At 73.7% G+C, this 23,152-nt stretch carries 20 protein-coding genes; 6 read left to right on the top strand and 14 right to left on the bottom strand.

Features of this window, described 5'->3' with window-relative positions:
- Positions 1–207: 207 nt before the first annotated feature.
- Entirely contained in the window at positions 208–1,443 is a 1,236-nt protein-coding gene (locus tag Cba03nite_RS32425) for a threonine/serine exporter family protein (RefSeq protein ID WP_203754589.1), read from the bottom strand.
- Positions 1,444–1,559: 116 nt separating this feature from the next.
- Between Cba03nite_RS32425 and Cba03nite_RS32420 the strand changes: the two genes are divergently transcribed.
- Positions 1,560–1,796 (top strand): hypothetical protein, encoded by a 237-nt coding sequence (locus Cba03nite_RS32420; RefSeq protein ID WP_203754586.1) that lies wholly within the window; start codon positions 1,560–1,562, stop codon positions 1,794–1,796.
- A gap of 7 nt (positions 1,797–1,803) precedes the next feature.
- Here Cba03nite_RS32420 and Cba03nite_RS32415 read toward each other — a convergent pair whose 3' ends face one another.
- Positions 1,804–2,436 carry an alpha-ketoglutarate-dependent dioxygenase AlkB gene (locus Cba03nite_RS32415; RefSeq protein WP_203754583.1) on the bottom strand — a complete coding sequence of 211 codons (633 nt, stop codon included), beginning with the start codon at positions 2,434–2,436 and terminating at the stop codon, positions 1,804–1,806.
- 223 nt (positions 2,437–2,659) lie between these two features.
- Between Cba03nite_RS32415 and Cba03nite_RS32410 the strand changes: the two genes are divergently transcribed.
- Complete coding sequence (locus tag Cba03nite_RS32410) at positions 2,660–4,798, top strand: serine/threonine-protein kinase (RefSeq protein WP_203754580.1); 2,139 nt, start codon at positions 2,660–2,662, stop codon at positions 4,796–4,798.
- An 11-nt stretch (positions 4,799–4,809) separates the two neighbouring features.
- On the opposite strand, the gene mscL is transcribed toward Cba03nite_RS32410, so the two are convergent.
- From mscL to Cba03nite_RS32390, 4 genes are all read right to left on the bottom strand, one after another.
- Positions 4,810–5,247 (bottom strand): large conductance mechanosensitive channel protein MscL, encoded by a 438-nt coding sequence (mscL, locus tag Cba03nite_RS32405; protein WP_203754577.1) that lies wholly within the window; start codon positions 5,245–5,247, stop codon positions 4,810–4,812.
- Between the two features lie 61 nt (positions 5,248–5,308).
- On the bottom strand, positions 5,309–6,340 hold the full coding sequence (locus Cba03nite_RS32400; RefSeq protein ID WP_203754575.1) for an NAD(P)/FAD-dependent oxidoreductase: 1,032 nt from the start codon (positions 6,338–6,340) through the stop codon (positions 5,309–5,311).
- A 28-nt stretch (positions 6,341–6,368) separates the two neighbouring features.
- A complete protein-coding gene (locus tag Cba03nite_RS32395; protein ID WP_203754573.1) occupies positions 6,369–6,881 on the bottom strand; it encodes an isoprenylcysteine carboxyl methyltransferase family protein in 513 nt (170 codons plus the stop codon).
- Positions 6,882–6,885: 4 nt separating this feature from the next.
- Positions 6,886–7,971, bottom strand: coding sequence for a type III polyketide synthase (locus Cba03nite_RS32390; RefSeq protein WP_203754571.1), 1,086 nt, complete (start codon positions 7,969–7,971; stop codon positions 6,886–6,888).
- Between the two features lie 87 nt (positions 7,972–8,058).
- Here Cba03nite_RS32390 and Cba03nite_RS32385 point away from each other — a divergent pair, with 87 nt between their 5' ends.
- Positions 8,059–8,271 (top strand): heavy-metal-associated domain-containing protein, encoded by a 213-nt coding sequence (locus tag Cba03nite_RS32385; protein ID WP_203754569.1) that lies wholly within the window; start codon positions 8,059–8,061, stop codon positions 8,269–8,271.
- A gap of 64 nt (positions 8,272–8,335) precedes the next feature.
- On the opposite strand, the gene der is transcribed toward Cba03nite_RS32385, so the two are convergent.
- From der to Cba03nite_RS32350, 7 genes are all read right to left on the bottom strand, one after another.
- Positions 8,336–9,760: a ribosome biogenesis GTPase Der gene (gene der, locus Cba03nite_RS32380; RefSeq protein ID WP_203754567.1), complete on the bottom strand. Its 1,425-nt coding sequence runs from the start codon at positions 9,758–9,760 to the stop codon at positions 8,336–8,338.
- Positions 9,757–10,425: a (d)CMP kinase gene (gene cmk / locus Cba03nite_RS32375; protein ID WP_239126176.1), complete on the bottom strand. Its 669-nt coding sequence runs from the start codon at positions 10,423–10,425 to the stop codon at positions 9,757–9,759. The genes der and cmk overlap by 4 nt, the downstream gene beginning before the upstream one ends.
- A 121-nt stretch (positions 10,426–10,546) precedes the next feature.
- Entirely contained in the window at positions 10,547–10,891 is a 345-nt protein-coding gene (locus tag Cba03nite_RS32370; RefSeq protein WP_203754565.1) for a hypothetical protein, read from the bottom strand.
- On the bottom strand, positions 10,891–11,307 hold the full coding sequence (locus Cba03nite_RS32365; RefSeq protein ID WP_203754563.1) for a YbaB/EbfC family nucleoid-associated protein: 417 nt from the start codon (positions 11,305–11,307) through the stop codon (positions 10,891–10,893). Before Cba03nite_RS32365 ends, Cba03nite_RS32370 begins: the two co-directional genes overlap by 1 nt.
- The gene (locus Cba03nite_RS32360; protein ID WP_203754560.1) at positions 11,285–12,031 is read right to left on the bottom strand and encodes an endonuclease V; all 747 of its coding nucleotides are present in this window, start codon (positions 12,029–12,031) and stop codon (positions 11,285–11,287) included. The genes Cba03nite_RS32365 and Cba03nite_RS32360 overlap by 23 nt, the downstream gene beginning before the upstream one ends.
- Positions 12,032–12,034: 3 nt before the next feature.
- A complete protein-coding gene (locus tag Cba03nite_RS32355) occupies positions 12,035–12,619 on the bottom strand; it encodes an NUDIX hydrolase (RefSeq protein WP_239126175.1) in 585 nt (194 codons plus the stop codon).
- A gap of 61 nt (positions 12,620–12,680) precedes the next feature.
- The gene (locus tag Cba03nite_RS32350; RefSeq protein WP_203754555.1) at positions 12,681–13,400 is read right to left on the bottom strand and encodes a hypothetical protein; all 720 of its coding nucleotides are present in this window, start codon (positions 13,398–13,400) and stop codon (positions 12,681–12,683) included.
- 182 nt (positions 13,401–13,582) lie between these two features.
- Between Cba03nite_RS32350 and Cba03nite_RS32345 the strand changes: the two genes are divergently transcribed.
- On the top strand, positions 13,583–14,431 hold the full coding sequence (locus Cba03nite_RS32345) for a hypothetical protein (protein ID WP_203754552.1): 849 nt from the start codon (positions 13,583–13,585) through the stop codon (positions 14,429–14,431).
- 79 nt (positions 14,432–14,510) lie between these two features.
- Here Cba03nite_RS32345 and Cba03nite_RS32340 read toward each other — a convergent pair whose 3' ends face one another.
- Positions 14,511–15,737, bottom strand: coding sequence for an SUKH-3 domain-containing protein (locus tag Cba03nite_RS32340; RefSeq protein WP_203754549.1), 1,227 nt, complete (start codon positions 15,735–15,737; stop codon positions 14,511–14,513).
- Between the two features lie 102 nt (positions 15,738–15,839).
- Here Cba03nite_RS32340 and Cba03nite_RS32335 point away from each other — a divergent pair, with 102 nt between their 5' ends.
- Positions 15,840–22,022 carry a toxin glutamine deamidase domain-containing protein gene (locus Cba03nite_RS32335; RefSeq protein ID WP_203754545.1) on the top strand — a complete coding sequence of 2,061 codons (6,183 nt, stop codon included), beginning with the start codon at positions 15,840–15,842 and terminating at the stop codon, positions 22,020–22,022.
- Positions 22,019–23,125, top strand: a complete 1,107-nt coding sequence (locus tag Cba03nite_RS32330) for a PQQ-like beta-propeller repeat protein (RefSeq protein WP_203754542.1) — start codon at positions 22,019–22,021, stop codon at positions 23,123–23,125. Before Cba03nite_RS32335 ends, Cba03nite_RS32330 begins: the two co-directional genes overlap by 4 nt.
- Positions 23,126–23,152: the final 27 nt, after the last annotated feature.

Genomic DNA, 23,152 nt, shown 5'->3' with positions numbered 1-23,152 from the left:
TCGACACGAGACACCGATCTCCACCCCACCCACCCCACCCCGGCCAGCCGAAGATCGCCGTTTCGTGTCGAAACCTATGGCCACACCACAGCTTCTGACACGAAACGCCGATCTTGGACGTGCGCCCGCCGAGGCGCGGCACCGACCGCCGAGCCCCACCCACCCCACTCCTCGCCAGCCCGCCTTCAACGGCAGGCCCGCACGAAGTCAGGCGGACCGCGAGGTATACAGCCGCGAACTCGCCGTCACATTGGACAGCAGACTCGACCCGACCAGCACACCCAAGGACACCGCCACCACGGTCAAGAACGCCGTGATCAGATTCGACCGCCCGGTAGCCGACAACTCCACCAGCCCCGTCAGCCCACTGACCCCCACCAGGCTCAACGCCCCCGGCACCAGCAGCCAGAACGACGGCAGGAACACCACCTGCGCAGGCGGCCCACCCATCCGCTGCACCGCATTGGCCAGCGGCACGATCAGCAGCCCACCCACGAACGCCGCGAACACACCCCCCGTCCACGACCCCACCAGGAACTGCGCCCCGTACGCCACAAACAGCGTCACGATCAGCCAAGGCAGCGACCGCGACGGCGCCGCACTGTTCAGATAGATCCCGACCCCGAACACCAGCACCCCCACCCAGGGCGCCCAGGACCCGAGCTGCTCCGGCACCGGCACCTCCTGCACCGGCCCCGCAAGCTGCATCCCCGCATAGATCCCGAACGTGAGCAGCAGCAACACGTACACGCTCGACACCAGCCGACTCGCCCCACTGATGATCGACCGCGTGACCATCTCCTGCGCCCCCAACGTCAGCGCCGCCCCCGGCAGGAACGTCGCCAGCGGCGGAATCAGCAGACTTGCCGGATCCGCCCCCAGCTCAGGGCTGTACCGATACGCCAGAAACGTCACCAGCATCGCCGCAGCCACCGGCAGCGCGAGCGAGAGCACCTGCACCCGCTCGGCCACCAGCCGCAGCACCCCCACCAGCAGCCCGAGCAGCGCCAAACTGACCAGCGCCCGCCCGTCCCGCACGAACAGCAGCCCGATCCCGACGGTGAGCACCCCGTGCCCGAGCACCGGCACGAGGTTCCCGTGCCGGGGCGGCGCGTCGAGGATCTCCCGCACCTTCACGATCCCCTCGGCGGGCGGGATCGGCGCGGCCTTGACCTGCTCGAACAGTTTGTACAGCTGATCGATCTGGTCCAGCCGCAGCGGCGGCCCGTCGGCGTTCGCGAAGTCCACGACCACCCCGCCGCCGCCCCGCGACCGGACGAACACCCCCGTCGGCACGACGAGGAACTCCACGTCGTCCACCCCGTACGCATCGGCCAGCGCGACCAGCTCGTCGGGGATCCGGTTGGCCGACTCCCCGGCCAGGCAGAGGGCCACGCCGCACTGGCGGAGGAACTCAAGCAGATTCTCGGGCGGCACGCTCACCGCGGAAGTATGAAGCACCCCACCCCGCCCGCACATCCCCCGCCGTCCACCATGCGGGAACCCGTCAGCGGGCGGATTGGGGCGCGGCGGGTGGGGCGAAAGCGGACAATGGACGCATGAGTGGTGAGCATGCGATGGAGCGGGAGCTGCAGCAGGTCGACTCGATGATCGCGGAGCTGCGCAGCCAGGCACAGCAGATCCGGGAGGAGGTCGGCAACCGGGAGGACGGCCCCGGCGACCCGGGCGACACCAGCCTGCTGATCAGCAGCGCCGAGGAGCAGGAGGCGCTCATCGCGGTGCTGGAGGACCGCCGGGGCAAGCTGCGCGAGCGCCTCGGCCTGGGCGCCGAGTAGCCCGCGGTCAGGCGACGCCGGCCGGGCGGAACTGGACGCTGACCCGGGGCCCCGCGTGGCGGGTGGTCTTCGGGATGCAGTGCTCCCAGGTGCGCTGGCAGGAGCCGCCCATCACCACGAGATCACCGTGGCCGAGCGGGAACCGGATGCTGTGCTCGCCGCCGCCGCGGGGGCGCAGCAGGAGCGGCCGCGGCTCGCCGAACGACACGATGGCGACCATGGTGTCGCTGTGCGAGCCGCGCCCGATGGTGTCGCCGTGCCAGGCCACGCTGTCGCGCCCGTCCCGGTAGAGGCACATGCCGGCGGTGGTGAACGGCTCCCCCAGCTCCGGCGCGTAGTACGCGCTGAGCGCGGCGCGGGCCTGCGCGAGCAGCGGATGCGGCAGCGGCTCGTCCGCGCCGTACCAGCGCAGCAGGCGGGGGACGTCGACCTCGCGCTCGTACATCTCGCGCCGCTCGGCCCGCCAGTCGACCTGGTCCAGCAGGACCTCCAGCACCTGCTCGGAGCCGCCGACCCAGCCGGGCAGGTGGTCGACCCAGGCGCCCCGGGTGAGCGGGTGCCGGGTCACCGCTCCGGCCAGCGGCCCGAGCGTGGCCCGCTCGGCGAGATCGAACATCGACGGCTGGTGTGCGTGCCCCATGAACAGGCATTCTACGCCTACTTCGAACAGCCGTACCAATCCACGGAACTCACTGGGGGTGGGTGTGCGGCGAACCGGACGGCAGGGCATGATGGCTGCCTAAGCGCTCCCAGACGGTGATTCCAATCCCGACGGTGTCATGTGGTGTCAACCGGCCGCCAGGGATAGATGGGGATAGTATCCGCGCGGAAGTCGCAACCTGGGAGCCGACTGAGGGTGTCGCATGAGGCCGCTGGAAACCACCGACCCGCACTCCATCGCGTCGTACCGGCTGGTGGGCGTGCTCGGCGGGGGCGGCATGGGCCGCGTCTACCTGGGCCAGTCCCCCAGCGGCCGGTACGTGGCGATCAAGGTGATCCGGCCGGAGCTGGCCGCCGACCCGGTGTTCCGCCGCCGGTTCAGCCGTGAGGTCGCCGCTGCGCGCCTGGTGAACCCGCTGTTCACGGCCGCGGTGGTGGACGCCGACACCGAGGCGGTGTCGCCCTGGCTGGCGACCACCTACATCGAGGGGCCGAGCCTGGAGCAGCGCGTGCTGTCGGGCGGCCCGCTGGACGTGTCCGCGGTGAAGACCCTGGCCACCGGCCTGGCCGAGGCGCTGTCCTCGATCCACCGGGCCGGGCTCACCCACCGCGACCTCAAGCCCGCCAACGTGCTGCTGGACGACGCGGGCCCGCACATCATCGACTTCGGCATCGCGCTGGCCTCCGACGCGGAGCGGATGACCACCGGCGTCAACGTGGGCACCCCGTCGTACATGGCGCCGGAGCGCATCCAGGGCGAGGACTCCGGGCCGCCGGGCGACGTGTTCTCCCTCGGCGCGACGCTGTACTTCGCCGCCACCGGCCGGACGCTGATCTCCGGCGGCAGCATGTTCGAGCAGATCAACCAGGTCACCCAGGGCCGGTTCGACCTGAGCCCGGTGCCCGCCGAGGTGCGCCCGTTCATCGTGCGCTGCATCAGCCTGCGCCCGTTCGACCGGCCCACCGCCCGGGAGCTGTCCCGCATCCTCATCGGCACCGGCGTCTCCACGCCCGTGCCCGGCTGGTTCCAGCCCCGGATCGCGCAGCTGCCCGGCGTGCCGGCGGTGCCCGTGCCCCCGGCGCCCACCTGGGGCACGCCGAAGCTGTGGCAGCGCCGCCCGATCCTCGTCGGCGGGGCGGTCGGCCTGCTCGGCCTGGGCGCCGGCGGGGCGTGGGCGCTGTCGCGGGACGGCGCCGAGACGCCCCAGACCGCTCCGGCCGCCGCCCTGCCCGGCCTCTCACCGAGCGCCGCGGTGTCGGCCGGGTCGGTGCTGTGGACGTACGCCTCGCGGACCCGCAACGCGCCGCACCGGCTGGTGATCGGGGAGTCGGGCCGGATCGCCGGCACCGACGGGCCGCGCGTGTTCGCCGTCGACCCGCCCACCGGCGGGCAGGCGTGGAGCATCCCGCTGGACGTCGAGCCGCTGGACGTGCACGACTGGGGGTCGGCGGTGATCGTCGTCTCCGGGCGGCAGGCCTGGCGCATCGAGACCGCGTCCGGCGTCAAGAGCTTCGGCATCGACACCGGCGGCACCGTACGCGGGCTCGCCACCGCTCCGGACCGCGTGTTCTTCGACGTCAGCCTTCCGCAGGGCCCGCAGCTGCGGGCGTTCAACCGGGCCGGCGCCCAGCTCTGGCAGGAGCCCGTGCAGGAGACGCCGCTCGTGGCGAACACGGAGTGGCTGGTCACCCGCCGCGAGCTGAACGGCATCGGGTGGCTCACGCTGCGCGAGGCGGCGACCGGCCAGCAGCGCTGGAGCGTGCGGTACACGCTGCCGCCCGAGCAGCAGGGCCAGGGGCCGGGCGGCCCCGGCGCCCCCGGCGGGCCGGGGGGACCTGGTGACGGCGGCCCACCCGGCGGCCCGCCCCCGGACGAGGGCTGGCGCCGGGCCGAGGCGCGGCTGGGCCGCACCGACGTGATCTTCCGCGACGCCAACGACATCCGCGTGCTGCGGCTGTCCGACGGCGGCGAGCGGTGGCGCAAGACCTGGGAGCGGCCCGTGGTGAGCCTGACCGTGATCGGCGACACGGTGGTGCTGGGCGCGGACCGGATCGTCGGGCTGCGGCTCGGCACCGGCGTCGAGATCTGGGACACCAACCTGCGCGGCGCCCGGCTCACCCCGGCGCCCGACGGCAGCCTGGTGTACGCGATCGCCGCGAACACCGTCGCGGCGTTCGACGCCGAGGGCCGCGCGCCGTGGCACGGCACGCTGCCGGGGCTCCAGGAGGGCGACGTGCAGCGCATCGTGGTACGCCATCCGGTGGGCTACGCCGTGCTGGTGCCGCCGCCGTTCCCGGAGCGCGCCGACGTCATCGCCTTCGCGCTGGAGCCCCGTCGCTGATCAGCCGCTGGTCAGCGGTCGTTGGCGTGGTCGTTCTCCTTGTGCACCGCCTGCGCGGGCACCCGGGCCGCGACCAGCGCGTCACGGATCTCGGTGAGCAGCCGGATGTCCTCGGTCACCGGGGCCGGCTCCGGCTCCTTCCCCTTGTTACGCCGCTCGGCCAGCTTGTTCATCGGCAGCACGACCAGGAAGTACAGCACCGCCGCGGTGAGCACGAAGGTGATCAGCGCGTTGACGAACGCGCCCCAGGCGACCGCGTTGCCCTTGTGCACGAGATCGAACGCGCCACCGGCCCCGTCGGGCTTCGCGCCGACCAGATTGATCAAGGGTTCCAGGAACGACTTCGTGAACTGGGTGACCAGCGAGGTGAAGGCGGCACCGATGACCACACCGACCGCGAGGTCCACGACGTTGCCGCGCATGACGAAGTTCTTGAAACCGTTCAGCATGCCGAACACCGTATCCGAGAACGCCCGGTTCCTAACGGGTGCGACACCGTGATCTCCAGCCCTATCCACCGGCCAGCGTGTTGACGGCGCCGCGGAACAGCGGCGGCACCGCGGCGCACAGCGGCACCACCGCCGCGCGCACCGGACGGGCCGCGGTCAGCAGCACCAGGCCCCGGGTGAGCAGCCGGTAGGTGCGGGTGCGCCGCCGCCACTGGGCCTCGTACCCGGCGAGGTCGCCGCCGGTCAGCGCGGCCACGGCGGCTTCGGCCTGGTCCAGAGCGAGGCTGACGCCCTCCCCGGTGAGCGCGTCCTCGTACCCGGCCGCGTCGCCCACCAGCAGCACCCGTCCCGCCACCCGGGCACCGACGGTGCGCCGCAGCGGGCCCGCGCCGCGCACCGGCCCGGCCACCGCGCCGCCGAGCCGTTCCCGCAGCTCGGGGAAGCCGTCGAGCAGCCGGTCGTACCCGTGCCCGGCGCGCCGGTGCAGCACCGCGACGCCGACCAGGTCCGGGGCGACCGGGGTCACGTACGCCTCCGCGTGCGCCGACCACCACACCTCGACCAGGTCCGACCAGGGCGCGACGGTGTAGTGGCGGCGCTGCCCGAACCGCGCCGGGCGGCCGGCCGCCGAGGCGATGCCGGACTCGCGGCGCACCCGCGAGTGCAGGCCGTCGGCGCCGACCAGCCAGCGTGCGCGTACCCCCGCCGCGGTGACCCCGTGCGCGTCCTGCCGCACCTGCCCGACCCGCTCGGCCACCCAGGAGACCCCGGCCTGCCCGGCGCGGTCGCGCAGCGCCGCGTGCAGGGTGGTGCGGCGCACCCCGCGACCCGGCCCGGCCGCGAAGCGGGCCTGGGCCGAGCGTGACCCGGCGCGGTAGGCGATGCCGTGGAACGGCACCCCGGCGGGGTCGACGCCGAGCGCGAGCAGCCGGGTCAGGCCGCCCGGCATCAGGCCCTCGCCGCACGCCTTGTCGACCGGGCCCGTGCGCGGCTCGGCGACCACGACGCTCAGCCCGGCCCGCCGGGCCAGCAGCGCGGTCGCCAGCCCGGCCGGTCCCCCGCCCGCGACGAGCACGTCGGCGTCAAAGTTCACGCCGTGCCCTGTGGCCCGGGGCGGGCGCTCATGCGACGGCCTCGGCCAGCGCGCGGTCCTCGACGCGGATCCGCACCGCGAGGACCGCGAAGTTGAGCAGCGTGAAGATCAGCGCGGTCAGCCAGGCGGTGTGCACCAGCGGCAGCGCGATGCCCTCGACCACCACGGCCAGGTAGTTCGGGTGACGCAGCCAGCGGTAGGGCCCGCGGTCGACCAGCGGCAGGCCGGGCACCACGATGACCAGGGTGTTCCAGCGGGGGCCCAGGGTGGTCACGCACCACCAGCGCAGCGCCTGGCTCGCCAGCACCAGCGCCAGCATGGGCCAGCCCAGCCAGGGCAGGAACGGCCGGTCCAGCAGCCACACCTCGGCCAGGCACCCGGCCAGCAGCGCGGTGTGCAGCGCCACCATGTAGGGGTAGTGGCCCCGGCCGTACTCGCGGCCGCCGCGGGCCAGCGCCCAGCGCGCGTGGCGCTTGGACACCACCAGCTCCACCAGGCGCTCACCGGCCACGGCGAGGATCAGCAGGGTGTACGGGAGCAACGCCTCACCACCTCAGCAGGACGAGTTCGGAACAGAACCCCGGCCCCATGGCGATCATGAGACCGGGCTCGCCGGACGGCGGCGCGGCGGCCATCGCCTCGTGCAGCACGTCCAGCACCGACACCGACGACAGGTTGCCCTTGTCGGCCAGCGAGCGCCGCGTCGGCAGCAGCGCGTCGGCGGGCAGGTCCAGCACCCGCTCGATGGTGTCGATGACCTTCGGCCCGCCGGGATGGCACACCCAGGTCGCCACCTGCGCCGGGTCCAGCTCGTGCTCGCCGAGGAAGCCGCGCACGTCGCCGCCGAGGAAACGCTCGGCGATCGGGGCGACCTCGGTGGACAGCACGATGCGGAAGCCGCTGGAGCCGATGCGCCAGCCCATCACCTGCTCGGTGTCGGGGTAGAGGCGGCTGCGGGTGGACAGCACCCGGGGGCGGCCGGGCGTGTCTGCGGCGCGTCCGGCGCCGACCATCACCACCGCCGCCGCGCCGTCGCCGAACAGGCTGGAGGCGACGAGGTTGGCGTGCGTGGTGTCCTCCTGCTGCACGGTCAGCGAGCACAGCTCCACCGCCAGCAGCACCGCCACCTGGTCCGGCCAGGCGCGCAGGTAATCGTGCAGCCGGGCCACCCCGGCCGCCCCGGCCACGCAGCCCAGCCCGAACAGCGGCAGCCGTTTCACGTCGGGGCGCAGCCCCGCCTTCAGGGCCAGCCGCGCCTCCAGCGACGGCACGGCCAGGCCGGTGACGCTGGTGGTCGCGATCAGATCGACCTCGTCGGGGCGGATCCCGGCCGCGTCCAGCGCCGCGAGCAGCGCGGCCTCGCCCAGCTCCAGCGCCACCTCGATGAACGCGTCGTTGGCCTGGGTGAACCCGGTCAGCCCGGCGTACTGCTCCAGCGGCAGGGCCAGGTGCCGGGTCTGCACGCCGGTGGTGCGGCCGAAGCGGGTGAACACCTCCCGCCCCGGATGCTCGCCGGGCAGGCACATCGCGGTGAACTCGGCGACGATGTCCTCCTGGCGGTAACGGTGCGCCGGGAACGCCAGGCGCACCGCCGACACCTGCGGCGCCGATGACACATCGATGTGAATCATGCACTGACAGTACCGCCCGCGCGTGCCCTTACACACGATCTGCCGTTAGGCATCGCGTAGGCCGTCACCAGATCGGGGAGATCGAGCATGAGCAAGCACGCGTTCGCCGTGTCCGGAATGCACTGCGGGTCCTGCGCGCAGCTCATCGACGAGACGGTGGCCAAGCTGCCCGGGGTGACCCGCAGCTGGACCACGGTCCACGGCGGACGCACCGAGGTCGAGTTCGACCCGGCCCGCCTGACCACCGGGGACGTCGCCCGCGCGATCGAGGCCCACGGCTACCGCACGGTGCTGCTGTAGCGCCTGCGAAAACTCCCGCCACGCTGTGCGGACAGCGTGACGGGAGCTTCGCGTTACAGGACGATCAGCCGTGGGTACGGCCGCGGCCGCCGGGGCCCTTCTCCTTGCGCGGCTTGACCGAGATGTCGATCGGGCTGCCCTCGAAGCCGAACTCCTCGCGCAGCTTGCGCTCGACGAACCGGACGTAACCCGGGTCCAGCGGCTGCGTCGTGAACAGCACGAACTTCGGCGGCGCCACGCTGGGCTGGGTGGCGAACAGGATGCGCGGGGCCCGGCCGCCGCGCACCGGGTGCGGCGTCGCCTGCACCAGCGCGGTCAGCCACTGGTTGAGCTGGCCGGTCGGGATGCGCTTCTCCCAGCTCGCCAGCGCGGTACGCAGCATCGGCGCGAGCTTCTCGACGGCCCGCCCGGTCAGCGCGGAGATGTTGACGCGCAGCGCCCACGGGATGCGCTTGAGCTCCCGCTCGATCTCCTTGTCCAGGTAGTGCCGCCGGTCGCCGTCGACGAGGTCCCACTTGTTGAAGGCGAGCACGACGCCCCGCCCGGCTTCGGTGACCATCGACAGCAGGCGCTGGTCCTGCTCGCTGATGACCTCGCTGGCGTCGAGGAGCACCACGGTGACCTCGGACGCCTCGATCGCGGCGGCGGTGCGCAGCGAGGCGAAGTACTCCGTGCCGCTGGCCTTGCCGACGCGCTTGCGCAGCCCGGCCGTGTCGACGAACTGCCAGGTCTCGCCGCCGATCTGGACCAGCGAGTCGACCGGGTCGACGGTGGTGCCGGCGACCGCGTCGACGACCGAGCGCTCCTCGCGGGCCAGCCGGTTCAGCAGGCTGGACTTGCCCACGTTGGGGCGGCCCACCAGCGCCACGCGGCGCGGGCCGCGCGGGCCCGGCACGTGGTCCTCCAGCGGGGCCTGCTCCGGGAACGCGGCCAGCACCGCGTCGAGCAGGTCGCCGGAGCCGCGGCCGTGCAGCGCCGACACGGGCATCGGCTGGCCCAGGCCCAGCGACCACAGGCCGTGCGCCTCGAACTCGATGTTCTGGTTGTCGGCCTTGTTCGCCACCAGCAGCACCGGCTTGGAGCTGCGGCGCAGCATCCTCACCGCGGCCGCGTCGTCGTCGGTGGCGCCCACGGCCGCGTCGACCACGAACAGCACCACGTCGGCGGCGGCGATGGCGGCCTCGGCCTGCGCCGCGATGGCGGCGGCCCGGTCCTTGGCGTCGGGCTCCCAGCCGCCGGTGTCCACCACGGTGAACTTGCGGCCGGACCACACGGCGTCGTACGCGACCCGGTCGCGCGTCACGCCGGGGATGTCCTCGACGACCGCCTGGCGGCGGCCGAGGATCCGGTTGACGAGGGTGGACTTGCCCACGTTGGGGCGGCCCACCACCGCCAGGACCGGCTGCGGGGTCACGGTCGCCGTGGCGGAGGGCTGCTCCGGCACCGGCTGCTCGACGACCTCCAGCTCGGTCCACTGCTCGCTTGTCATACTGCCTTCCCTGTCGTCACGAGGCGATACATCTCGCTGACGACCTCATCGATGCCCAGCTCGGTCGAGTCGAGCACCACCGCGCCGGCGGCCTGCTGCAACGGGTCGACCTTGCGGGTGGAGTCCAGGTGGTCGCGGCGGGCCAGGTCGGCCTCGGTCGCGGCGTGGTCGGCGGCGTTCTCGGCGCTGCGGCGCCGGGCCCGCTCGGCGGAGGAGGCGGTCAGGTAGACCTTGAGGTCGGCGTCGGGGGCGACCACCGCGCCGATGTCACGCCCCTCGACCACGATGCGGGCGGACTCCTCGATGATCGCGCGCTGGCGGGAGACCAGCACCTGCCGTACAAACGGCACGGCGGCCACCGCGGAAACGGCCGAGGTGACCTCGGCGCCGCGGATCGGGGCGTCCACGTTCTCGCCGTTCACGCTGATCGAGGGCTGCGCCGGGTCGGTCGTGATGATCAGCTCGCAGTCGACGACCACCTTGGCGATGCCGTCGGCGTCGGCCAGGTCGACCCCCGACTGGAGCACGGCCCAGGTCACGGCCCGGTACATCGCGCCCGTGTCGAGGTAGCGGGCGTCCAGCCGCTGCGCCAGCCGACGCGACACCGTCGACTTGCCCGAGCCCGAGGGCCCGTCCACCGCCACCACACACCGCAGCTCAGCCACGACCGATCCTCCGACCCTCGATTTGATGCTCCTATTCTGCCCGGTGCGCCCGGAGCCCGATCAGGCAGAGGCCCCGAAGGCGGCGCAGAACACGTCCCTCAGAGCACACCATTCCCACGCGTCACAGCGAAACCGTGCGCTCGGCCGAGCGCAGCCGGGCCTCGCTCTGCTGGTCCACGCCCTGCACCCGGTCCACCGCGGTGGCCACGTCCACCGCGAGGCCGGCCGTACGGTGAGCCGCGTCACCCCACAGCCGCAGCAGCAGCGCCGCGCCGTCCTCGTACTCCTTGGCGAACGCCCGGCCCAGCTCGTCGCCGCCCCACGGCCGACGGGCGCCGCCCTGCTCGATACGGGCGCCGCTGAGCCCGCGCTCGCGCGCCATCGCGTCGCCGGCCGCGTGCAGCCGCCGGGCCGCGTCGCGCGCGGCCGGGGCGTCGAGATCGATCTGCGGTCCGGGTGCCGTCATCACGCCTCCTGGTAGCCCATGGTGTCGTCGTGGCGGCGCAGCAGCGCGCCCAGGTCGCCGCCGCGCAGCAGCTCGGGCACGCCGGTCTCGCCGGGCACCGCGCGGGCCACCAGCTCCGCCGTCGCCTCGGCCGCGGCCTGCTCCGCCTTGCGCGTGGTCTGGGTGATCAGCTCGGCGAGGCGGTCCGGCCGGTGCGCCCCGTACGCCCGCTCGTGCAGTTTCAGCCGCAGCAGCTGCCCCCGCGCGCCGACCACCACGGTGACCGTGCCGTCCGGCGAGGCCAGCGACACCTCCAGGCCCGCGAGCTGCCGCTGCAGCTCCCCCACGTTCTCGCGCAGGTGGGTGTAGCGGGCGTGCACCTCGTCGAAGCGGGCCCGCAGCGCGGCGTTGGCGTCACGGTCGACGGTGGGCGGCATCCAGACCTCCGAGCAGGCGGCGTGAAAGCTGGTCGGCCTGCCGGGTCGTCTCCGGCAGGCGGTAACGCGGGGCGAGCGCGAGCGTCAGCGCGGTCGCGGTGTCCAGGTCGACGCGATGGCCGACGGACACGAAGACCGGCTTGACCCCCGGCTGGGTGCGCAGCACGCGGCCCAGCGTCTCGGTCCCGTCGGTGAGCGGGGCCCAGTCACCACGGCGCGGGCCGGGCTCCTGGTGTGCACCGCCGGCGGTCTGCTCCGCCGCCGGACCCGGCGCGGAGGGCTCACGGACCACGAAAGCCGTCTTGGCCACGCCGAAGGTGGGCAGCCCTGTCAGCACGCCGACGTGGCAGGCCAGGCCGAAGCGGCGTGGGTGGGCCACCCCGTAGCCGTCGCAGACCAGCACGTCCGGGGTCACGGTGAGCCGCTCCAGCGCCTCGGTGAGCACCGGCAGCTCCCGGAACGCGAGCAGCCCCGGCACGTACGGGAAGGTGACCGGGCCGGACGCGACGGCCGTCTCGACCACCTCCAGCGTGGCCACGTCCAGCACCACCACGGCGGCCACGGCCCGGCCGGTGTCGCCGTCGTCCTCGTACGACACGTCCAGCCCGGCGGCGGTGCGCGCGCTCAGCGGCGGGCCGGTCGGCTCCACCCGCGCACGGAGCGCCTCCTGCTGGGCGAGCGCCTCGGCCTCGCCGGCCGGCCACGGGTCGTGCGGCACCAGCATCGCTCAGCCCAGCCTGGCCATGGCGCTGCGCACCACCCGCTCGGTGTCGGTGCCCAGCGGGTGCGGCAGCTCCGCCGGGGCGAACCAGCCGAGCGCGTGCGACTCCTCGCTGACCTGCTCCACGGCGCCCTCCGGCGCGTACACCAGGAAGATCACGTCGTGGTGCAGGCTGGGCCGTCCCGCGCAGGTCACGTGGTGCACGTCCACGTCGGCCGGGACCGGGTCGACGACCAGCCCGGCGATGCCGCTCTCCTCGGTGGCCTCGCGCAGCGCGGCGGCGGCCAGCGTGCCGTCCTCCGGCTCGCAGTGGCCGCCGACCTGGCACCACACGTTGTGCTTGCCGTGCAGGCAGAGCAGCACCCGGGACCGGTCGGCCGAGACGATCACCGCGCTCGCGGTCACGTGCGCGCCCGGGTGCGGCTTGCCCATCACCTGGGGACCCTGCGCCAGCAGGGCGGTCGTCCGCGACCAGTCGTCCTGCGCGCCGGGCGGCGGCGTCCATCCCGCCAGCAGGCGTACGGCGTCGGCGTGCAGGGCGGCGGTGTCGGCCGCCGGAGGTTCGAGGTCGGTCCGCAGGGTCTCGCTCACCCGGCCGATGCTAGTGCGCCGGAGCCGCATGCGGGCGCAGCCCTGTGGACAACCGCGCCGATCAGCCCTTGACCAGGACCTCGTCCCGGATGCGGCGCAGCAGCGCGGCACTGTCGTCCATGGACCGCCTGCCGTAGAACAGTCCGATGCCGAGGCTGCCGTGGTCGGTCCAGGCGCAGGCCACCACCGGCTCGCCGCTGCCGGTGTCCTTGGTGTTGCCGCAGCGTACGTGCCCGCCGCGAGCGCCTGCCGCATAAGCGCGCCGGTCGGTGAGCGCGGTCCGGCCCACCCCGTCGAGCGCCTTGTCCAGCTCGCCGCCCGGGTCGAGGATGAACCTGGTCGCCACGATCAGCACGACCGGCCGCGCGCCGCCCTTCGGCTCGTCGAGCTTGGCCACGGCGGCGTCGCGTACATCCTGGTCCTTGTGAATCTTGGCGATCAGCTCGTTGGCCGCGGCGCGCACCTCGGCGCTGTCGTCGCGCACCAGCCCGGCGACCTTGCCGCCGATCTCGGCGCGCACCGGCCACTGCTCCCGCATCGGGGCGGTGACCGCGGTCAGCACCCCGCAGCAGGCCAGGCTCAGCGCCGTCAGCACGCCGAGCACCCAGGGCCAGCGGCGGCGGCGCGGCCGCTCGACGTACACGACCTGCGGCCCGGGGTCCGGCGCCGCGGGTGTGGTCCGCGCCGGGATCGAGGCCATGCCCATGGTGAAGGTGTGCCCGTCCCGGCCCGCCCAGGGATCGACCGGCGGGGGCAGCGGCGCGCCAGGGGTGTCGCTCACTCGCGGCACTGTACCGAGCAGGCCCCACCCCCGCATCCGTCCCCGAAAGTGGGCCACGAATGCCCAGCTCAGAAACAATCTTGGGAACAAGTTCCAATAATTCGGGCCAAATCGCTCCAAGGCCGGGAGAAATCTGGTAACTACCCCTTCTACCTGCGCTTATGCCTTCTTAATATCGGCGAATGCCCCCGCACGACCCCCAGCACCAGCCCCACCTCCACACCGCCGGCTCCCCCACCTCCGGCCGGCACCGCCTGGACGGGACGCGGCAGTACCGGCACCGCCGGGCGCCCTCCCGGGCCCAGCGGCTCGTCGCGCCGCTGCTCACCACCGCCGCGCTGGCCGGCGTCGGCGCCTTCGCCCTGCTGTCCGGCGCGGGCCGCCCCGACGTCGTCGAGCCGCCGACCGCGGCCGGGCTGCTGCCGCCCGTCGCCGCCTCCCCCGCGCTCGCCTCGGTCACCGACACCATCAGCAGCTCGCTGCTGCACCGCGTGCCCGGCCTGCGCGCCGAGAAGCCCGCTCCGAAGCCCGTTCCCGTCAAGCCGAAGCCCAAACCGAAGCCGAAGCCGAAGCCCAAGCCGACGGTGAAGATCGTCAAGCCGGTGGCCGGGCTGGACCAGCGGCAGATGAACAACGCCGCGGCCATCGCCAAGAAGGCCCAGTCGATGGGCCTGGGCAAGTGGGCGATGATCGTCGGCGTGGCCACCGCCATGCAGGAGAGCCGCCTCTACAACCTGGCCAGCCACGTCGTCCCCGACTCGCTGGACTACCCGCACCAGGGCACCGGCGCCGACCACGACTCCATCGGCCTGTTCCAGCAGCGCGCCAGCGGCAGCTGGGGCAGCGTCGAGGAGATCATGCAGCCGTCGTACGCCGCGGGCGCGTTCTACCGCCGGCTGATCGAGATCGAGGGGTGGCAGGACATGCCGCTCACCCGGGCCGCCCAGGCCGTGCAGATCTCGGCCTTCCCCGACGCGTACGCCAAGCACGAGGACAACGCGACCAAGGTCGTCGAGGCCCTGCTCAGCTGAGCCCCGCCCGCCTTCGGTGACCGGAGGGCCCGCCGCGCCGCACTGGCAGCACGGGCGGGACCTCCGGTCAGGCACGGCCTCAGCCGGCGTCCGCCGGCGACCCGTCCTCCCGCAGCCGTCGCGGCATCCGGCCCTCGACCAGGAGCACCAGCGCCTCGTCGATGTCGTCGCCCAGGTACCAGTCACCGGCCTGGTCGATCAGGAAGAGCCTGCCGTCGGCGGCCACCGCGATGGTCCCGCCACCGCAGTCGTGTGCCTGGCCCACCGGGAACACCGGCACGCCCAGGCGGCGCCCGAACGCCTCCATCATGGGCACCAGCCCTTTGTCGGTCATCCCGATGAAGAACGCGTTCCGCCGGCATCGCAGGCCCGGTCCCGTGTTGGCCACCGCGAGGAACCCGGAACGGGCGAGCACGGCAGTCGCCGCCTCGGTCGCCGCGGCGTCCAGCGGACCGCCGATGTCCTCGATCATGTAGCGGAGCGCCCGGGGCACCCGGACCGCGGGAGGCGCGGCCCTGCCGTCCCATCCCGCCCGCACGATGACGTCCTCGACGTGCGGCGGGAACCGTCCCGGCTCGGGCGGCGGGACCAGCGGGCCCTCCCGCGGCGTGAGGCCCTGCCAGGCGTGCAGGCTGCTGCCGAAGAAGCGCCACGCGTCCGTGCAGGTCGGGCAGCATGCCTGGTGCAGCGTGTGGCCGCGCGGCGTCCGCGTCGTCAGGACGTAGCTCATCGGCCGCGGGTCGAACAGCCAGTCCCACACCTGCCCGGTCTCGGTCAGCCCGGCCCGCTCGGCGTGCCGGAACACCTCCGACAGCAGGATCAGGTCGGCGTGCCGGTGCGCGCCGCGCACCAGCTCCCCGGCGGGCTGGGCGGCCAGCCAGCCGCTCACCAGCGGATGGTGCACCGGCTCGGCGTCGCCGCGCGCCGACGCGGCGGCGATCGTCACGTTGTCCATGGTCAGCGCCATCGCGATCCGGGCCGGTCCGGGCAGCAGCGCCAGCACGTCCGCGCGCCGGGCCACCGGCGGCCAGCTGCGGTAGGTGGCCGAGCGCGGCTCGTACTGCGCCATGATCTGCTCGTTGGACCACGCTGGGAAGAACGCCAGCAGGCCCGTCTCCCGGTCCAGCACAGTCGCCGCGCCGGCGCCCAGCGGCGGCGGCCCGTCGCCGCGTCGCAGCGGCGCCGCCCATACGCACCAGCCGTGCGCGAACTCCTCCACGAGCCCCTGATACGGCGCGCCCGCCTGTATCGCCGCGTCCGCCGCATAGCGTTCGGCCAGCGCGAACGCGTCCTCGATCGTAGCCATTTCCCTCCCCAGGGTCGGTTATCCACAGTATGCGATCCCTGACTGGTGCGTGTGGACGGTGATGGCTAGGGTTTCGCCTGTCACCTGGGGAGGGACCGCCACATGCCGCTGCTGCCGTCACCGATCCCGCATCCGCTGAGCTACTTCGACGCGCCCGACTGGATGCGCACCGCCTTAGAGTGGGTCGTCGGCATCGACTGGCCCGAGGGCGACGAGGCCGCGATGCGTGAGCTCGCCGACGACTGGTATGCCGCGTCCCGGCAGATGACGCCGCTGCTCGACGAGGCCGACGACGCGGTGCTCGCCGCGGTCGCCGCGATGGGCGGCCCCGACGGCCGGGTCGCCGCCGCGATCCTGGCGCTGTGGGCGCAGATCGGCAGCGGGCACGACACGGCCGGGCAGGAGGCCGTGCTGGCCATGGTCGTCGATCTGCTGGACGACTTCGGCACGCAGGTCGACGCCGGGGCCAACCAGATCGAGGGCGTGAAGATCGAGTTCTACGTCGAGCTCGGGCTGCTGCTCATCGAGCTGATCGCGCTCGCCGCGGCGGCCGCCGTCACGCTGGGCGCGTCGATGGCCGGGGCCGCGCCCGCCATGTACGCCACCCGCTTCGCCATCCAGCAGGCGCTCCGCCGCGCCGCCAAGGAGCTGCTGGAACGCGCCGCCAAGAAGGGCCTCAAGGACCGGATCAAAGACAAGATCAATGACGCGGTCAAGGACCGGATCAAGAACCGGGTGGTACGCGAACTCGGCGAGGAGGCGCTGGAGGAGGGACTCCAGGAGGGCGCCACCGCCCTGGGCACACAGCTCTACCAGGTGTCCGAGGGCAACCGCGGCGGTCTGGACGGCGCCGATCTGGCCAAGTCCGCCGGGCTCGGCGCGCTGGGCGGCGGGATCGGCGGGCTCACCGGACTCGGCCGGCGCTTCTCCAACACCACCCTGGGCAACTTCGGCGAGCATGCGCTGCGCGGAGCGAGCGGCGAGGTCCTCGCCGAGCTGAGCATCGGCCTCGTTACCGGGCAGGACGTCAGCCCGCAGTCGCTGGGCATGGCGGCCACCTCCGCGACCGTCGGCTCGGTCACCGGCGACACCAGGACGGTAGTCGACGGCCGCCTGCACGGCGCCGAGCTGAAGCTGACCGGCTCGCCGGACGTCCTCGGCGGCGTGGGCCCGTTCCCGGACGCCGGTCCCCCGTCCGTGACCGCCGGGCTCACCGCCGAGACGGCGGCAGGCTCGGCCACGGGCCTGTCCGGCGTGTCCGGCCTCGTCGCAGAGCCGAGTCTGGGAGCGACCCGGCCGGACGCGCCCGCCGACCCCGGCGGCTGGGGGTATCACGCTCCCCAGCCCGAGCCGCCGCAGCGGCCGGCTGACCTGCCTCCGTTCGTGCCGGACACGACGTCGGTGGACGTCTTCACCCCGAGCTGGCAGGACGCGACACACCCCGCCGCCTTCACTCCGTTCGACCCCACGCAGCCCGCTTTCCAGCTCGACTCCTCCACGGCGGGTGCCGTGCTCGACCGCCCGGACACAGCCGAAGCGCCGCACCTGCCCGCACCCGCGAGCGACGACGGCCCGGCGCATCCGGCACCGGCCACGGGCACCCCGCCCGCGACGAGTACGCCGGTCCACGGCCTGCCGCACGGGATTCCCGGGCCGGGTGTGCCCACGGCGGGCTCGGCCGCCACCGCGCCACGTCCGGCGACGCCGGCACACCCCGACGTGGACGACGACCGGGCGTCCTGGCTGCCGTACTCGGCGACGCACGCCTCTCCCGCCCCGGCGGTGCCGACGCAACCCGCCGACGACGCCGACCAGCGCGACGGCGTGGCAGTCCTCGCCGTCGGGCCTGCTCGGGGGCAGCTGTCCCGGGAGGCCGCCACGGCGGCGTGGTCAGCGCATCCGGCGGGCCCGTTCCGGCCGCGCAAGGCTGAGAATCCGGACGAGCGCCTGCGTTATCAGCGGTACACGGAGGTCGACCGCGTCCGGCAGCTGCGCGAACTGTTCGATCCGCTGTCCAGCGCCGTGCAGCTCCGGTACGTCAACGGGTCGGCGGACTGCGGCGCGCTACTGCTGCGCGACGACCTCACCGCCGCGCAGCACGAGATCTACACACGCGGAAAGCACCTGTTCGACAGGCGCCTCGCCGAGCTGAACGCAGGCCCCATCAAGGATCCGCTGCGCAGCGAGATCACCGACGAGGACTTCGCGGCTTTCCAGGAGCTGCGCTACGGCAGGCGCGAGCAGGTCGAATTCGACCTGACCGAGGGCCCGGTCAACGACCGCGACCCGCGCTCGCGGGCCACCGGCGGCGGCTGGCCCCCGCCCGTCGAGCACACCCGCCGGTACGGCGTGCCCGGCGGCTACCGCATGCCCCTGAGCCTGCACCAGCAGGACGTCGAGCTGGCCGTCGAGCGCGACGAGAACGGCCGGCCGCGCCGGTTCAGCGACCTGTTCGGCCGCTGGCCGCGCGTGGCCAACGACGGCGGCCCCAAGGCCGACCCGGCGCGTGCGATCAACTGCACCGACGTGGTGCTGTCCGTCATCGACACCTGGCTGCACGGCCGCCCGCGCGTCGCCGCGCCGCGCGTCACCGACGCGTTCAGCCCGCACCTGCAGCCGCTCGGCGGCGAGCCGGGCGGCGCCCAGCGCATCGAGCGGGCGACCGGCGGCAGGTTCGGCCAGCTGATGGGCGACCACCGCTACAGCGGACCGGAAGACCTCCGGATCGCCCAGTGGGAGGCGACGCGCGCCCTGGAGCAGGCGCTGCGCGTGCGGGGCCACGGCGCGGTCGCGGTGGTCCTGGTGGAGCACCCGCTCGGCCGCTCCCACGCCGTCACCGTGCACAACCAGCATGGCGAGATCGTGTACGTCGACGCGCAGAACAACGAGTCGCCGGTGGGGCGGGTCCTGCCGGCCGCGCCGGTCCGCATGGACATGCTGCTGATCGGATCCGACGGCATCCCGGTCGACCTCGGCCTGCCCCCGGGCCACTGGTCACGGCCGGCCACCGCCCCGGACGATCCCGGCGTCAGCCAGGTCGAGGCCACCGGGCGGCAGCGCCCTTCCGAGGTGTACGCCACCCCCGCGCAGCTCGCGACCTGGGACGAACTGTCGGGCGGCCGGCTGGACGAGTTGGTCGCCGAGCTGAAGGACCGCGCGGGCCTGACCGTCGACGAGAAGCTGCGTGAGCTGCGTGAGGGGCTGTTCCGCGCGGTCGCGCCCGCGCCGTCCCACGTCGGCGGCGACCTCGACACCAAGAACCTGCGCTGTTACGAGTGGCAGAGCGGCGAGCTGTTCGTGCACGCGACGGCGCTGATGCTGGACCCGGCGGCGACGCTGGAGATCGCGTATGAGCCGGACCAGTTCTTCACCCAGTACCGGGACGACCCGTCCGATCCGTTCCTGGCCCACGCCGGGCCGGTGCCCACGGGCATGACCCGGGAGCTGGCCGACCAGGTCGTGCTGTGGCGCGCGCTGCGGGGCCCCGGCGACACGGTCGACGTGGACCCGGCGGAGCTGGCCGCCGATGCCATCGACATGCAGGTGCGCCCGCTGCGCGGTGCGCTCGAGATGCGCCGGAGGCTGATCGGCGAGTTCGGCGTCGAGCCGGGCCGGATCCGGCTGTGCTACGACGACCAGCCGCGCGAGGTCCACTACGCCACCAGCAAGTTCCGCCGCGCCCACCTGGTCGCGCTGCCCCACGTCCGCGACAGCGGCACGGCCGCGCGGGCGGCCATGGTCGCGGCCATACGCGGCGGGGGCGAGCGCGGCGCGCGGCGGGACGCCCGTGCCCGCGCACTGGCCGACCAGGTCATCGCCCGGCACGAGCCGGACGGCCGCCCGGCGCGCTACGCGCTGCTGTGGGTGCGCCGCACCCGGGTGCCGATGGGCGCGTTCATGGACACCAAGCCCGAGCTGCTGCGGCAGACCATCGCGCTGCTCCGCGGGACCGACCCGGAGCGGCGCATCCTGCTCGTCGGCGACGACCTGTTCGACCGGCGGCCGGAGCTGCGCGCCGCGTACGAGGCCGAGGGCGTGCTCGACGGCGTCGACACCGAGACGCTGCGGGACTTCTGGGCCGCCGAGCGACACGGCGGCACCAAGCTGGGCCAGGGCGAGCAGGCGCTGTTCCTGCACCACCTGGACAGCAGGCGGGACATCGTGCAGATCGGCATGGAGAGCGGCGCGCTGGAGACCGCGATCGCCCTCGGCGTGCCCACCGTCTACTTCCAGGGCCGCGAGCACGTCGGCGACAAGGGCGTGCGCTGGCAGCTCTACTGGGACACCTGGGAGTACGGGCAGCGTGACGCGGTGCTCGGCGACGACGGGCGGCCGCAGCTGTTCGCCTCCGGGCGGCCGCGCACCGAGTTCACCCCGCACACCGGGCCGCTGCGCGCACCGCTGGCCACCATCCACCGGGTCGAGTTCGGGCCGGACCTGCCCGATCCCGAGGACCGGCTCACGCCGCCGGTCGCGGTCTACCACCCGGCGACGGTCTCGGCGGTGTCCGACCGGGTCGCGCAGCTCGCCGCCGGGGAACTCGGCACCTGGCCGCTGCGGCTGGGCCGGGACTGGTCGCTGCTCGACACCGCCTGGAGCCCGTGGACCCCGGCCCAGTGGGCCGACAGCCGGTACTGCGCCGAGCAGGCCGAGCGGTGGCTGCGTACCGTCCCGGCCGACATCGAGGCGGCGGCGCGCAAGTGGACCGCGATCGAGCAGGCGCTGGCCGGGGTGCTGCGACCGGATCGGGCCGCCGCCTACCGCGAGGCCGGGCACCACACCGAGGCGCCCGGCACCCCGTTGAGCGCGACGCGGCTGGCGGCGGCGTACGAGGCCGCGCCCGCCGACCGCCCGCAGGCCGTCGCCGCACACCTCGGGCAGCTGCTGGCCGAGACCGAGCCCCGGCGTCAGGCCGCCGCCGAACTGCGCCTGCTGCAGCTCGACGAGCAGGAACTCGGCGCGCTGCGCGTCGCGATCGAGCGGGCCGTCACCGCCCGCGACACCATCCGTCGCATCGAGCACGGCCAGACGATCCCGGGCGACGGGCAGCCGGGCGACGGACCGCCAAGCGGTACGGGAGCCGACGGCGTGCGGGACGCAAGCCGTCACGGCACGATCCAAAGCGGAACGGCAGCAGCAGTGCTCGAACGGGCGACCGCAGTCCGCGACAGCACGGGTGGGGTACCGGACGGAGCGGTCGACGTGCTGCTCGGTGCGACACCGCCCGTCGCCGTGGACCCCGACGGGCAGCCGGCGGTCGGCGACTTCGCCGCCGCCGTGTTCGGGCAGCCGGTGCGGCTCGCCGAGATCACCGGCTCGACCGGCGCCAAGGGGCTCTCCGGGGCGCCGGTCATGCTGGCGCACGACGCGGACGGCAACCGGATCGGCGTGGTCAAGGCGTTCCCCGACGCCGAGGAGTTCGCCCGTGAGCTGTCCGGGCTACAACGGCTGCGCACCGGGGAGTTCACCCGGTTCGGCACACCGGCGCCGCTCGGCGTCGCCGTCACGCCCCAGCGCCACGGGGTGATCGTCTCCGCGCTCGCGCCCGGCAAACCCGTCGACGACCTGCTCGGCGAGGTCGGCGTCTCGTCGGGTGCGTCGTGGGCGCAGGCATACCGCCACCTGGAGCGATCGGTCGCGGGAGTGGGCGCGGCGCTCGCGGACCTGCACACCGCCGCCGCGGGCTCCGGCGGCCCGGTCGCCCGCGCCTTCCTCGACCGCCACGTCGCCGTGGTCCGCAAGTGGACCGGCCAGCTCGTCGACACCCTCGACAACCTGCCCAGGCACACCGTGGACCTGGACGGGCTGACCGCGCGGGTCGAGGAGGTGATCACGGCCGCCGTCGGCGCCGCCGGACGTGCGACGCTCGCCCACGGTGACGCGCACCCCGGCAACTTCTTCTGGCATCCGCAGCAGGGCCTGACCGTCATCGACCTGCCGATGCTCCACTACTCCATGGACGACAACGGCGGCCCGATCGGCGCGGCCGAACGCGACGTGGCCTACTTCGACATCAAACTGCACGACTTCGGGGCCGACCTGGGCTTGAAGCCGGAGGAGCTGGCCCACCTGCGCAAGACCTTCCGCGATGCGTACCGGATCGCCGGCGGCCCGGATCCGGATCCGGCATTGATGGCGCTGTTCGGAGTGCGCGGCGCGGTGCATGTCCTCAAGGAGGTGCCGTATCGGGCGCTGCGGGACGGCAAGCGGGACGACTCGACGCTGATGGCGATGATGGAGCCGAAGCTGGCGCTGCTGTGGGAGGTGCTGGGGTGGAACAGGTGATCGTCACATCGGACACCGCTGCGATCTGGTCGGTGGAGCTGCCGTACGAGGACGGCTCGCTCTACCTGGACGGAGCGGACGGGTGCCTCATCGCGACCCAGCGGGAACTCGCGGCCGTCACCGCGGACGGGCAGGTGCGCTGGTCGCACGAGGTTCCGTTCTACCGCAGCAGGGAGCCGCTGGCCCGGGACGGGCGCATCTACCGCATCGAGGACGGGCACATCGTCGCCCGGGATCTCGCGACCGGACTGCCTGTCGCTTCGATTGACGTGGGAGCCGACGCGTTCTCGCTCGATTTCGACCCTTGGGGCGGCTTCGTGTTCCGCGAGGAGCCGCATCAGGGCGAAGGGCGGCTGCGCAGCGTGACCGCGGACGGTACGCCCCGCTGGGCCGTGCCCATGCCGCATGTCGCGGACGCGCTGCACCTGCGGCTGCTCGGAGATCTGATCGTGGTCGACATGGACAACCGGCTGCGCGCCTACGACCGGGACGGGCGGCTGCGCTGGGTGAGCTGGCCGCACCTGTGGCTCACCGATCCCGACCCGGCCGAGATCCCTCCGGCCGAGAAACACGACGACGTCGCCGACCTGCTCGACTACGACGGCGCGCGGCTGCTGACCCGCTGGGAGTGGCGCAACGGCGGCGGCTACTACCTCGTAGACGAGTTCGGCCGGTCGACGCCGTACATCACCACGCGGCAGGTGCGCCCCGCGCTGGCCGTGCTGCCGAGCGCCGACGGCCCTCCGCGCCTGGCCGTGCAGGGCCCGCACCGGCAGGAGGAGTCCGGCTTCACGTATACCGTCTGGATGGTCGACGGCGACAGGGTGACCTGGACGCACGAGCTGGGCGTGGCGCCGACCCGGCTCCGGCCGGGCGCGGGCGGCACCCTGCTGGTGTCGAGCACGCCGACGCAGCGCCGCTGGGACACGTACCACTGGCTCAAGACGCTGTGGCACGAGACGTTCGTGCGCTGTCTCGCCCCGGACGGCAGCACCCGCTGGACCTGGTATGCGCCGGGCGTCATCACCCTCGGACCGCTGGCCCGCCCGGACGGCGTCGTGCTGGTCGCGGCGGGCGGCCGCCTGTACGGCCTGCCCGCCTGAAAACGGTGTCGGTATCGGGTGCCAGGA

Source organism: Catellatospora bangladeshensis, assembly GCF_016862575.1.
GTDB lineage: Bacteria > Actinomycetota > Actinomycetes > Mycobacteriales > Micromonosporaceae > Catellatospora > Catellatospora bangladeshensis.
This window is presented reverse-complemented; position numbering and strand designations above follow the sequence as displayed.